The sequence below is a fragment of the Dactylosporangium sp. NPDC000521 genome, from assembly GCF_042898305.1.
In the GTDB taxonomy this organism is placed as follows: Bacteria; Actinomycetota; Actinomycetes; order Mycobacteriales; family Micromonosporaceae; genus Dactylosporangium.
Map to the genome: position 1 here is coordinate 157,063 of NZ_JBIAYW010000020.1, position 11,445 is coordinate 168,507.

The following is an 11,445-nucleotide window of genomic DNA, read 5'->3' on the forward strand; positions in this document are numbered from 1 at the left end:
ATGCTGACCCAGCCGCAGTATCACGCGCGTTCGCTGGCCCTGGCCGGGCGAACCGCGGAGACTTCACCCGACGCCGTCGCGGCGGTCGATCGGTTCGCCGCTGTGCGCGGCCTCCCGTTGCCCGCATCGGTGCGGGAGTGGTATTCACTCGCCGCCGGACAGGAGACGCTGCGCGCGTTCAGCAACGAGGACCGCGTGTACGCGGCCCACGAGCTGGGCAGGCCGGAGCGCTACTGGCCCGGCGGAGAGCCCGACGAGGAACGCGAGTGGGATCCGGTCGCCGAGCGTCAGCTGCTGCCGTTCATGATCGAGAATCAGGGCGTCTGCTACTGGGCGGTCATGCTCGACGGCAGCGACGACCCGCCCGTGATGATCTCGTTCGACGACCTGGAGCCCACCGACGAGTGGACGATGCTCTCGGCTTCGTTCTCGGATCTGGTGTACGCCCGGATCTGGGACCACCAGGCGATGTGCGGCGAACGGACGCTCCGGGCACCGGTCGCGAGCTTCGACCCGGCCACCTGGGCGGGTCTCGGCACACAGTTGGAGGAGCGGCCCGCGGACAGCAACAGCCAGCGGTACCGGTTCGCCGGAAGCGCCGACGACCAGCGGGTCCTGCTGGAGAAGGACGCGTGGGGCCCGACCGGCCAGTGTTACCTGTGGGCAGCCAGCGACGACCTGCTCGTCGACCTCGTCACCACCGTGCGGGCATCCAGCGGCCTGGCGACGCAGCTCAGCACGTACTGGGGCAAGGAAACCCTCGACCGCATCGGTCATCGCCTGGAAGCCTGAGCCATCCTGTCGATTCACACGGCCCGGCCCGGGGCTCGGAGTGTCGAACCACCGTTCCCGGCCGGCAGCCGGACTGTCACCCGCGGCGTTGGGCTCGCCCAGGAGACCGCTTCGACCGTGCCTGCCGCGAGCACGGCCGCAAGCCACCGGATGTGGACCTGCTCGTGGTTGAGCCGACCGATCGGGACGGCGAGCCGGCTCCGGAGGCGGCGCGACGGTGTTCCTGGGCGGCGCAGCCGGACCGTAGGATGCCGCGCTGTGCACTTCTACGCCACCGTCTTTCTGCCGCCGATGCCCCCGGCAGACGTCACAGCTGCCATCGCTGCGGCGCTCGCCCCGTACAACCGCGACGACTACACGCACGGCCCGTTCGACCCGTCGGCCACCTGGGACCGCTGGGAGCCGGCCCGCGCCGCCGCATTCCCGCTGCTGCCGCGCGGCCTCGACCGCCTGCGCCCCGGCCGGCGGCGGGTCGCCTTCGCGGCCCCCAAGGCGGCGATCGACTTCGCGGCGCTGCGGGACCGCGCGGTGCGGCACGCGGCCGGTCAGTTCGACGCGTGGGCCGAGCTGACCGCGGCCCACCCCGGCACCCGACCCTTGTCGGAGTTCGACGGCCAGGGCGACTGGCTGGCCCAGCCCGCGGTCCAGGCAGTCGCCACCGCAGCAGCGACCCGGCGCCACCCGTACTTCACGTTCCAGTTCCTGCTCGCCGACCCGGTCGCCACCCTCGCGGACGGCCGTGGCGCCCATCTGGCCCGCGCCGCCGCCCACGCTCTGTTCACCTACGTCTACGTCACCCTCACCGGCGACTGGCTCAGCGAGGAGACCGGCAACCGCGGTGCCGACGAGCACGCCCTGGCGCTGAGCTCCTACCTCGAATCGGTCGCACCCGACACGATCCTGGCCCGGGTGCGCTGTCATGCCTGAGCGGTGAAGACACATCCAGGGCAACCGACCGACCACGCGCGTGACGACCTCTGCGGCAGACGCTCGGACGCGCCGTACTTGATCACCTGCGCGCTCGGCTGACGCGGGCGTCCGTGTTCATTGCCGCTCATGGTGTGTGAGGCTCGCACCTCGGGGCAGCTCCTCAAGAGCCAACGGGCCAGCACACCTCGCCGCTTCGGGTACTGACGACGCGACGAGCCGGTATCCGCACACGCCGCAAACAACGTGCGTTGAACGGGACCGGATATCGTTGCTGCCCGCCGATGAGACGAAGTTCGTCAACTCGTCGATCCCGACGCGCTCGCATCTGCCGCGCATCGGGCGCAAGAGCCAAGGACACCGATCATCCGGCACCACCTGCACGCACGAGCTGGGTCACCGGACGTTGACGACTCGGTCGGGCTTGCGGCGTAGCAGGCGACGCGGGGTGAGTCCGGTCTTGCCGAGGATGTGGCCGGTGTCATCCAGGCGCCATGTCGTGGCCACGACGCGGTCGTGGCGCAGCCAATCCTCACGGATGACAGGCCGGTGTAGCTGGCGTAGCAGCCAGTCAGCGGCCCACGTTGCGTACTGTTCCGGGGTGGCCAGCACGCCTACGACGGTAAGGTCCTCCGGGTCGTTGCCGTCATGGTCGTCCATCAGGTAGTTGCCGCCCCAGACGCCCTGCAGAGCGGAGCCGTACGGGCCGCTGGTCCAGTAGGCGACCTGGAGAGTGCTCCGGGGGATCGGAAGGCCTGGAACATCGACGTCGATGTACAGCGGTGTGAGCCACCGTTCTGATGACGTGTCTTCCGGGGAGAGTTCCTCGATGCGCCACCTGGCAGCCCGCAGGCGGAGTTGGTCCAGGAACGCCTTCTCTTGATCGTTGCGGCCGGTCTCCTCCGGAAACCACACCGACTGCAGCACGTCAGCCACCGCCGGATTATGACCCGTGGCCGTTGGTGAGCACGGCGGTGAGAGCGGCGTGTCGGTCGATCGGGTCTCACGCTCGTCGGCGCCCGGTCGCACGTCATGCTCGGCGAAGCAATTGCGGGGCTGCCCGTGGAGGCGGCATGCTGTGGCGGTGCCGATCCGACTGCTGGCGAACCTTCGATGACCAGCACGCGGCGGCAGGTGCTCGACGGGCTGGCCCACCGGATCCTCGCGCTGCGACTGCAGCACCCGACGCGGGTGGGGATCGACGGTCACTCCGCCGCCGGCAAGACGACGCTGGCCGACGAGTTGGCCACCATCTTGCGAGGGGAGACGGCGCGGCCCGTGCTCCGGGTCATGGTCGACGGCTTCAAGCGGCATGTCGACCTGCGTACGAAAAATCCGCCGGGGTCGCCGGAGAGCTACTACTTCGAGATGTTCGACGTCGACGCCATCCGCGACGAGTTGCTGGTGCCGCTCGGGCCCGGCGGTAGCCGCCGCTACCGCACGCAGATCATGGATTTCAGCGGCCGTACGCCCATCGACTCCGGCGTGCAGGTGGCCTCGGACGACGCGATCCTCGTCGCGGACGGTGGCTTCCTGCAGAAGCCGGCCCTGTCGCGGCACTGGGATCTGCGCGTCTACCTCCACATCGAGGTCGCGGACGTGCTGCACCGTGGCACGGTCCGCGACCAGGCGTGGATGGAGTCGGCGGAGGCCGCCGCCGAGCGGTACCGCACCTACTACATCCCCGGGGAGGAGCTGTACCTGGCCGAGGTCCGCCCCGCCGAACGAGCGGACATCGTCATCGACAATCGAAACTTCGAGCACCCCCGCATCGTGCGTGATCTCCCGAGCGAGGTCAGTACTGATGAAACCACTGGAACGGTCCCGGGTCGTGGTCCTCAACTGGCGTGAATTGAGCGGCTTGCCCGCCGGTGACCTTCAGTCGGCGCTCTCGGCCGAGCTCGAAGTCGTGATGGCCGGTCTTTCCTCGCAGGAGGAGGACGAGCTGCTGGCGCGGCTTCCGGCACCGTTGCGAGTGTTCTGGGTCTTGGATCGGCTCGACTTCGAGGTCACGCAAGGGTCGCTCCTCGCGTACTTCTCCAACTCGCACGGCCGGCATGCTGCGCACGCTGTTCAAGCGTTGCGTGACATCGGCGCGGCCGGGATGGCCGAGGTCGTGGTGCGGGCAGCCGGATCGGTGGCCGCCGCTGCAGAGGAGCGGGCGGCTCGGCGCGACGAGATGAACAGGCAGCCTGAGTATCACGCCAGCCAGCTTGGCGAGCTGACGGACCAGTACTGGGCCGCCGCCGACGAGGATGGCTGGTGGGGAGACAAGCTCGACGCGTTCCTCGCGAGAGCTGTGAATGCCGAAGCCGACCGGTGAGGTCAACCTCGGCGTCGGTGCGTGGCTGATCGCTGTCGACCTTCAGGAACACGTCACCGACGCGTAGGGTCACCCGCTCCCCGGCCACAGAGACCCTGGACAACGCCGCGCGGTAGGGGTCAGCGGACCGCGGCCGCCTGGCGCGCGAAGCCTGCCGCCTCCTGGCGCAGCGACGACCGCATCAGCCCGCCGAGCAGCGCCATGACGCCGGCCAGCGGGCCGTCGGTCTCGATGACGAGCCCCATCCGGGTGCCCGAGCCGGCGGGCTCCAGCAGGTGGCGGCCGGTCATGCGCAGCCCCTTTCGGCTGGTCTCCCAGGTGAACTCCCGCCCCGGCTCGAGGCGGGTGACGGTCCAGACCGCGCTGCTCTGCGCCGGCTGCTTGATCCGGGCGGTGCTGCCTACCCGTAGCTCGCCGGAGTCGAGCCGCTCCAGCCGCTGCACCGTCGGCAGGAACTTCGGCCACTCCTCGACCTCGGTGGTCAGGCGCCACATCAGGTCGACCGGCGCGTCAATTTGGGTGAATTCCTCGTAGCGCATGCAGCCACTGTACCATCTGGTACATGTCTGAGTCCCGTGCCGATCTGCTCACCCGCGTCCTCGACTTCGCGGCCCGCGACGGGCTGGCCGACCGCAGCCTGCGGGAGATCGCGACCGGTGTCGGCACCAGCCACCGGATGCTGCTGTACCACTTCGGGTCCCGGGAAGGCCTGCTCGCGGCCGTGGTCGGCGCGATGGAGGCGCAGCAGCGGGCGACGATGGCCGTGCTGGCCGAGACCGCGGCGACCCCGGCCGAGCTGATGACCGATGTCTGGCGGGCCGTGTCGAGTCCCGAGGTCCGGCCGTTCGTGCGGCTGTTCTTCGAAGTCCTCGCACTCACCACCCGCGGCGGCGCACCGGGACCGGAAGGCCTCACCGCGAGCTGGCTGGACGACGCCGAGAAGGCGGGCGGGCGGCTCGGCATCGAGACCGACCGGGCGTCGCTGCGGCTGGGCATCGCGGTCACCCGCGGCCTGCTCGTCGACCTGCTCGCCGGCGAGGACCCGGCGGAGGTGGACGCTGCCTACGACCTGTTCATCCGGCTCACCGCCGACCCCAGAAGCTGATCCCCGACCGCCGCCACCCGGTCCGCCAGATCCCCGCCCATATCCAGGCGTGTTCGGTACGTCGGTCGGAGCCGTTCAAGCACACAGCTCGAGAATGGTCTGGAGTGCTTTTGTGTCGGACTTTCCTGCGCCGTACGAGTCCGCGGCGGCTGTAATCGCTGCCTTGAGTTCCGGTGCCTCTGCGTCGTCCGCGACCGACCGCAATGCGTTGCTGAACGCCGTTGTGTAGGCCGCCTGTGCGGCCTTCGCTGCGCCGGGATCGCTGGTGCCGTTGTATGCCTTCTCGATCTGTTCGTTGACTGCCTTGTACTCGGGTGCATCCGTTGTGTAGTGCGTGATGGTGCTTCGTGCGACGGCGCAGGTCTCTTCGGTGGTGTCCGACGACTTGCAGCCACCGGTGAGCACCACCGTCGCCGCTGCGACGGTCGTGAGGATCTTCCGCAGGCACATGGGCCAGATCAAACCATCTGACACGCTGCAACGACAGGGCGTTTCGGATCTCCCGGCCGGCACACGCCTTGGTCAGCTGAACGGGCGGACCTTGGCGAGCAGTTCGGTGGGGGAGCCGGTGAAGCCGGCGCCGGCCAGCTCGAGGGCCTGGGTGGCCGCGGCAAGTTCGAGGGCGTCGAAGCCGGCCGCCAGGAGCTCCGCCACGATCGCCCGGAGGCGGGGCAGGGGCGGTGAGCCTCGCCCCGTCGAGGGGGGGGTGCCGTTGGACGAGCCCGTGTCGGACACCTCGACCCCGCCGGGCCCGACCCGCAGCGCGGCGTGCCGGCGGCTGATCTCGGTGCCGGTCAGCTGCACGTCGTTGTCCGCGGTCCGCCCGATCGTGACGGTGCCCGTGCCGGGCAGCGCGAACACCACCCCGGCGTCCGGCCCCGCGACCACCCGCAACCGCCGGCCGCCGGCCTGCCCGGCCGCCGGCCTGCCCGGGCGCCGGCACGGCCGTGCCCGGACCGGCACCGAGGGTGACGTGCAGGACGGCGCCGGCTCGTACATCCGCATCCGCCAACGACGCGGCGGCGTCGAGGGGACCGGCGGCCGTCGCCACCCCCACGTCGCCGGGCGTCGCGAAGTGCGCCGCCAGGGCCCGGGCCAGGTCCTCGACCCGCGCGTCCGGCTGCACCTCCGCGTGCAGCTCGTGCGCCGAACCGGACAACATCACCGTGACCGGGAACCGCACGCTTTCGCCCCCTCCAGAACCGTTGCACCGAGGAACTCGATGATCTCCACGGCGTACAACGGCCCTCCGGTCAGACCGGGCCGCCGATCCAGTCGGCCTCACACCACCGGCGGCCGGCCGCCGAAGTGTGGGGCGGCGCTTCGTCGCGTACCTTTGGTGGCGATCTGCGGCGAAGCCGCGGACCACGGGTGGGAGGCGGCACGACATGACGGTGGCACCGGGCGCCGCGGACGCGGACCTTCGGGCGTTGTTCGGGCAGTCGTCGGCGGTGTTCGCGTCGCTGACCGGGCCGGCGCACGTCATCGAGGCGGCGAACCCGGCGTTCTTCGCCACCATCGGCGAGGAGCGGGACCGGACGGGGGTCGCGCTCGTCGAGCTGATGCCCGAGCTGGCCGGCCAGGGCTTCATCGCGCTGCTCGACGAGGTGTACCGCACCGGCGAGCCGTACACCGGCCGGGACGTCCGGGTCGTGCTCGGCGCCGGACCGTCGCCACGCGAGGCGTACTTCGACTTCACGTACGAGCCGCGCCGCGACGCGGACGGCACCGTGACCGGGATCCGGGTGATCGGCGTGGAGACCACCCAGGTCAAGCACGCCCAGCGGCTGATGGCCGAGCACCGCGGCCTGCTGGAGCAGATCGCGCGGCAGGCGCCCCTGACCGAGGTGCTCGACGGGATGGCCCGCTGCATCGAGCGGCTCGCGCCGCAGGAGGTGCTGGTCTCCGTCCTGCTCGCCGACCCCGACGGCACCCACCTGCGGCACGGCGCCGCACCGAGCCTGCCCGACTTCTACAACGAGGCCATCGACGGCATCGCCACCGGCGAGGGCGTCGGCTCCTGCGGCACCGCCGCCCACCGCCGCGAACCGGTCATCGTCACCGACATCGGCACCGACCCGTTCTGGGACGACTTCCGCCACCTGGCCGAGCGGGCCGGCCTGGCCGCCTGCTGGTCGATGCCGATCCTGGCCCGCGACGGCGCCCTGCTCGGCACGTTCGCCATGTACCACCGGACCCCGCGCGTCCCGCAGGACTCCGACCTCGCCCTCGCCCGCGTCTTCACCGGCACTGCCGGCCTGGCCATCGAACGCCACCACATCGAGCAGGCGAAGGCGGCCGCCGAGGCGGAGGCCAGGGCGGCCCATGACGCGCTAGCGGAGGCGGTGCGGGCGGAGCAGCAGTTGCGCGCCCAGGCCGAGCAGCGCGCCACCGCCGCCGCGGAGCTGGCCGCCCGGATGCGCGCCGCCGCCGCAGCCCTCGCCGACCGCCCCCACCCCGAACGCTGCCAGCTCGGCGGCGCCGCCGGCTGCCCCGAGCCCGCCGAGATCAAGATCGCCGACTCGTGGGGCACCGCGGCCTGGGGCTGCCCCACCCACGTCGAGGAGGCCATCCTCAACGTCCGGTCCGTCTTCATCGCCAGCGAGGAGCTCGGCGGCCTCGCCGCCTACCTGGGCCGTTGACTGTACGTCCGAACAGGCCGAGACTGCCTGAGCTGGCGGGACGGATCCGAAGGCGACGGGGGCGGCGATGAGCGGCGACGAACGGATCGAACGCGCCAGAGACACCTATGCGCAGGCCGTGTTCGGCGGCGACACGGACGGGCTGGCCGACGCCGAACGAGGGCTGGACGCGCTCGAGGCCGACGTGGCGCTGGCGCGCGGACTGATCCTGCACGCGCGGTTCCAGAGCGCCTCCGCCGGCACCGGTTCGACGCCCGCCGAGGACCCTGCCGAGCTGTCGCTGTTCGAGCGGGCGCTCGAGCTGTACCGGGCGCTGGGGGACACCCGCGGCGAGGCCGAGGCGCTGTTCTGGATCGGTTGCGTGCACCAGTTCATCCGGCGTGACGACGAGATCGCGGTGCCGTACCTGGAGCGGTCCTGCCTGCTGGCGGCGCAGACCCGCGACAAGCCGACCTGGTCCGAGGCGCTCCGGCACCTGGGCATCGCGGCGCACCGGGCCGGGCGGCTGGACGAGGCGCGCGAGCGGCTGGAGGAGTCCTCCCGCCTGCGCCGCGAGATCGGGGCCGTGCCAGGCGTGGCCTCCAACATGATCGGGCTGGCCTACATCGCCGCCGCCCAGGACCGCCGCGCGGACGCGCTCGCCACGCTCGACGAGGCCCACGCCCTCGCCCACGCCCACGGCGCCCACGCCATCGTCCGGCACATCGAACAGGCCCGGACGCAGCTCTGACGTGCTGGCGGGCCGCGGTAGCGCGGACGGTGCGGAGCCGCTGTACCGCCGCGTCACCACGCGGACCGGGAACGTCGCGCACCGGCACGGCGGGGACTACCGGCTCCGGCGCAGCACGGAGCGGGAGCGGTCGGGATGACGACTCGGGCGTCGGCGGCTTCGAGCGCCTTGACCGTCAGGCCGGTTCCTTCGGCGCCGAGGAGGAGCGCGGGTCATCGACCTGCGGGCAACGGACCCGCCGCTTGCCGCAGCGGGTCCGCGCCCAGAAGGGTCAGATGCCGGCGTAGCTGTTGGCGATCTCCCGGTCGTTGAGGACGCCCTGGTACACGTGGACGTCGTCGATGGCGCCCCCGAACGTTGTGCCGGACCAGTCGCCCATGGTGAGGCTGTTCGTCGACGGGTCGCCGATCGCGCCGTGGCCGGTCGAGTTCTGCCGTACGCCGTTGATGTAGAGGCGTAGCTCGCCGGTTGCCTTGTCGAACACGCATGCGAGGTGCACCCATTGACCGGTTGTCGCGACGGCGTTGGAGATCGCCTCGATGTGGGCGGTTCCGCCGGAGCCGTTGGGCTGGTACATGGTGACGCCCCACTTGTGGTCCCAGCCGCGGGCCATCAGGAAGAACGGGCCCTGGTTGACCACCGCCTGGTCGATGTTGGTGTTGGCGTCGAGTTTGGCCCAGGCGGTGACCGTGATCGACTGGTCGGTGCGCAGGACGGGCCGCTCGACGTCGTCGGCGGTGGTCTGGGTGCCCTTGTCGTCGTGGGTGGAGACGTAGCCGGTGGTGCCGTTGAGCTGGACGCCGCCGTTACCGTCGTGGGAGTCGTTGGTCAGCCACGCCGGTGTCGTTGCCGGGTCACCGCTCCAGGCGGGGTCGAGGGTCCAGTTCGGCACCAGGGTCGCTTTACGGTTGAACACGGAGCCGTCCGGCGTGTCGCCGCAGTAGCACTCGCCGTCGGGGAACTGCCACGAGCCGACTTCGAGGGGCCGGGTCAAGCCGGTCTGGGCGGGGACACCGGTTGCCGGGTTGGCGTTGGTGCCGGTGATGTCGTCGGCGACGAGCGCCCGGTTCCAGACGCGGACGTCCGCGATCTCGCCGTTGAAGCGCCCGACGGCTGCTGCGTTCTTGCGGTAGCGGCCCACGACGATGGGACCGGTTGCGCGCGGGTCGGCGGCGTGTGCCGACACCCAGGTCGCCGGCGGGGTCGTGGTGCCGGCCAGCTTGCCGTTCAGCCAGATACTGATCGTGTTCTGCGCCTCGTCGTACGTGCCGACCAGCAGCGTCCACTGGCCCGGCACAACGCTTCCGAGGGGCGTCACCGCGTTGCTGTAGAGCGGTGTCGCGCCGTTCGGGGAGCCCGTCACCGTGAAGGTCCACAGCATGCTTTCGCAGATGAGGTTGAGTGAGAACGCGCTGGCGGAGGAGTGGAACATGTCGCTCGGTTCCATCGACATGACGCTGTAGTTGCCGGGGGTCGCACACATCGTCGACGTCGGCCGTACCCACGCCGCGACGCTGAACGACTTGCTGGTGTCCACCGCGGGCACCAGCTGACTCGCCTCACCCGTGCCGTCGAAGGTCGCTGCGTCGGCGCCGATGTACCGCGCGTCGGGCGTCCAGTTCACGCCGGTCGTGGTCAGCGACGATCCGGAGACGCGGTCGGTGAGGCCGTGGCCGTTGATGCTGTCCAGGGGCCAGTGCGCCACGGCCGCTGACGGGGCGGCGACCAGGATGTTGTGGACGGTGGTCGGGCTGGAGCGCCCGGTGCCGTCGACGCTGTAGGCGGTCAGTTTGTTGATGCCGTAGCGCGGCGGGGTCAGCCGGATGATCGGCGAGGCGGTGCCCGCCGGCACGGTCACGCTGGTCGTCGGTGCGTCCCAGCCGTAGACGTACTTGACGACATCCTGCCCGGCGGGACCGGTGGGCTCGCTGAACTTGAAGCCGCCGCTGATGCCCGGCCCGCCCTTCGGCGTGCAGGCGTTGATGTTGCCGGGGTCGCAGCCGGTGTACACAGGTGACGATCCCACGGGCGTCGGGGTCACCAGCGGCGCCGGTGGCGCGGTCGTGTCGACCGTGAACGTGCACCACGGCGACCAGGGTGACGAGTCGGTGCCGTCGCTGGTCTGTACCCGGAACTGGTACTGCTTGCCCTCGGCGGCGCTGCCGAGGTTGACCGCCACAGCGCCGTTGTTGTTGGCCGGCTTGGCCGGACCCGACAGGGTCGTCACGGCGCCGGACGGCAGCTGCTGCCACTGGAATGTCGAGGTGAGGTTGTCGGCGCCGTCCGCGTCGACGTACTGGGCCTGCAGGACCGGTGTGGTGGTGCCGACGATGCCGCCGCAGGCGACCTGGCCCTGGTGGGGTGACAGGTTCGCGGGTGTGCCGGGCACCGTGTTGTAGGTGATGCTCATGGTGGTGCGGTAGTCGACGTAGAACTTCTTCCACCGGTTGCCGGCGGACTCGTTGGCGCCGTTGCTGTCGCATGCGCACAGCCCCACCGTGTAGATCTCCCAGTACTGGTTGGCGGCGGCCTGCACGTCGGCGCGCATGGTCTCGTTGCCGCCGAAGGTCATGAGCATGTCTGGCTGGCCGGTGCCGCAGCCGCCGCCCTTGTTCGCGTGCCCCCATGCGGTGGCGAGGTAGGGGGAGCCGGCGCCGAGTGGATGCGATGCCCAGCTCATCCGCCCGCCGTTGCCGGCGGTGATGGTGGCCGCGCGGAACAGGCTGGTGGGTGTGTCGCCGCAGGAGTACGAGTGGTAGAGCTCGATGGAGAACGACGCCGCCAGGATGTGTTTGCCCTTGTAGGTCTGTCCGCCGTAGGTGGTGGGGAACTCGAAGAAGCCGCGGTAGAGCTTGCCGTCGCCGCCGTAGTCGGGTGGGTTGTACCCGACCCGGGCCTTGTCGTTGGGGCCGTAGTCGGAGTCCTG

Annotated in this window: 12 protein-coding genes; 7 read left to right on the forward strand and 5 right to left on the reverse strand. The window is 70.8% G+C overall.

From position 1 onward, the window contains the following. Positions 1–792, forward strand: a complete 792-nt coding sequence (locus tag ACFY3L_RS42820) for an SMI1/KNR4 family protein (protein ID WP_389338448.1) — start codon at positions 1–3, stop codon at positions 790–792. Positions 793–1,050: 258 nt separating this feature from the next. After that, positions 1,051–1,719 carry a hypothetical protein gene (locus ACFY3L_RS42825; RefSeq protein WP_389338451.1) on the forward strand — a complete coding sequence of 223 codons (669 nt, stop codon included), beginning with the start codon at positions 1,051–1,053 and terminating at the stop codon, positions 1,717–1,719. A 396-nt stretch (positions 1,720–2,115) separates the two neighbouring features. Here the strand turns inward: ACFY3L_RS42825 and ACFY3L_RS42830 are convergent, their stop codons facing one another. Then, positions 2,116–2,655, reverse strand: a complete 540-nt coding sequence (locus ACFY3L_RS42830) for a hypothetical protein (RefSeq protein ID WP_389338454.1) — start codon at positions 2,653–2,655, stop codon at positions 2,116–2,118. A 177-nt stretch (positions 2,656–2,832) separates the two neighbouring features. On the opposite strand from ACFY3L_RS42830, the gene ACFY3L_RS42835 reads away from it, so the two are divergent. Then, positions 2,833–3,570: a uridylate kinase gene (locus tag ACFY3L_RS42835; protein WP_389338457.1), complete on the forward strand. Its 738-nt coding sequence runs from the start codon at positions 2,833–2,835 to the stop codon at positions 3,568–3,570. Next, the gene (locus ACFY3L_RS42840; protein WP_389338460.1) at positions 3,551–4,042 is read left to right on the forward strand and encodes a DUF4375 domain-containing protein; all 492 of its coding nucleotides are present in this window, start codon (positions 3,551–3,553) and stop codon (positions 4,040–4,042) included. Before ACFY3L_RS42835 ends, ACFY3L_RS42840 begins: the two co-directional genes overlap by 20 nt. A 119-nt stretch (positions 4,043–4,161) precedes the next feature. Here the strand turns inward: ACFY3L_RS42840 and ACFY3L_RS42845 are convergent, their stop codons facing one another. Beyond that, positions 4,162–4,581, reverse strand: a complete 420-nt coding sequence (locus ACFY3L_RS42845) for an SRPBCC family protein (RefSeq protein WP_389338462.1) — start codon at positions 4,579–4,581, stop codon at positions 4,162–4,164. A 23-nt stretch (positions 4,582–4,604) separates the two neighbouring features. On the opposite strand from ACFY3L_RS42845, the gene ACFY3L_RS42850 reads away from it, so the two are divergent. Further along, entirely contained in the window at positions 4,605–5,147 is a 543-nt protein-coding gene (locus ACFY3L_RS42850; RefSeq protein WP_389338465.1) for a TetR family transcriptional regulator, read from the forward strand. Positions 5,148–5,222: 75 nt separating this feature from the next. Here ACFY3L_RS42850 and ACFY3L_RS42855 read toward each other — a convergent pair whose 3' ends face one another. Together ACFY3L_RS42855 and ACFY3L_RS42860 are read right to left on the reverse strand one after the other, a co-directional pair. Beyond that, positions 5,223–5,597: a hypothetical protein gene (locus ACFY3L_RS42855; protein ID WP_389338468.1), complete on the reverse strand. Its 375-nt coding sequence runs from the start codon at positions 5,595–5,597 to the stop codon at positions 5,223–5,225. Between the two features lie 72 nt (positions 5,598–5,669). Next, a complete protein-coding gene (locus tag ACFY3L_RS42860; protein WP_389338471.1) occupies positions 5,670–6,152 on the reverse strand; it encodes an FHA domain-containing protein in 483 nt (160 codons plus the stop codon). Between the two features lie 383 nt (positions 6,153–6,535). Here ACFY3L_RS42860 and ACFY3L_RS42865 point away from each other — a divergent pair, with 383 nt between their 5' ends. Both ACFY3L_RS42865 and ACFY3L_RS42870 read left to right on the forward strand, forming a co-directional pair. After that, positions 6,536–7,789 (forward strand): GAF domain-containing protein, encoded by a 1,254-nt coding sequence (locus ACFY3L_RS42865; RefSeq protein WP_389338474.1) that lies wholly within the window; start codon positions 6,536–6,538, stop codon positions 7,787–7,789. A 67-nt stretch (positions 7,790–7,856) separates the two neighbouring features. Then, complete coding sequence (locus ACFY3L_RS42870) at positions 7,857–8,519, forward strand: tol-pal system YbgF family protein (protein WP_389338477.1); 663 nt, start codon at positions 7,857–7,859, stop codon at positions 8,517–8,519. Positions 8,520–8,790: 271 nt separating this feature from the next. On the opposite strand, the gene ACFY3L_RS42875 is transcribed toward ACFY3L_RS42870, so the two are convergent. Beyond that, positions 8,791–11,445, reverse strand: a 2,655-nt coding sequence (locus ACFY3L_RS42875) for a LamG domain-containing protein (RefSeq protein WP_389338480.1), incomplete at its 5' end; no start/stop codon positions are given.

Excerpts from the sequence above, each read along its gene's own strand:
- ACFY3L_RS42820 (WP_389338448.1), top strand. The coding sequence starts at position 1 with ATGCTGACCCAGCCGCAGTATCACGCGCGTTCGCTGGCCCTGGCCGGG.
- ACFY3L_RS42835 (WP_389338457.1), top strand. The coding sequence starts at position 2,833 with ATGACCAGCACGCGGCGGCAGGTGCTCGACGGGCTGGCCCACCGGATC.
- ACFY3L_RS42845 (WP_389338462.1), bottom strand. The coding sequence starts at position 4,581 with ATGCGCTACGAGGAATTCACCCAAATTGACGCGCCGGTCGACCTGATG.
- ACFY3L_RS42850 (WP_389338465.1), top strand. The coding sequence starts at position 4,605 with ATGTCTGAGTCCCGTGCCGATCTGCTCACCCGCGTCCTCGACTTCGCG.
- ACFY3L_RS42855 (WP_389338468.1), bottom strand. The coding sequence starts at position 5,597 with ATGTGCCTGCGGAAGATCCTCACGACCGTCGCAGCGGCGACGGTGGTG.
- ACFY3L_RS42860 (WP_389338471.1), bottom strand. The coding sequence starts at position 6,152 with ATGCGGATGTACGAGCCGGCGCCGTCCTGCACGTCACCCTCGGTGCCG.
- ACFY3L_RS42865 (WP_389338474.1), top strand. The coding sequence starts at position 6,536 with ATGACGGTGGCACCGGGCGCCGCGGACGCGGACCTTCGGGCGTTGTTC.
- ACFY3L_RS42870 (WP_389338477.1), top strand. The coding sequence starts at position 7,857 with ATGAGCGGCGACGAACGGATCGAACGCGCCAGAGACACCTATGCGCAG.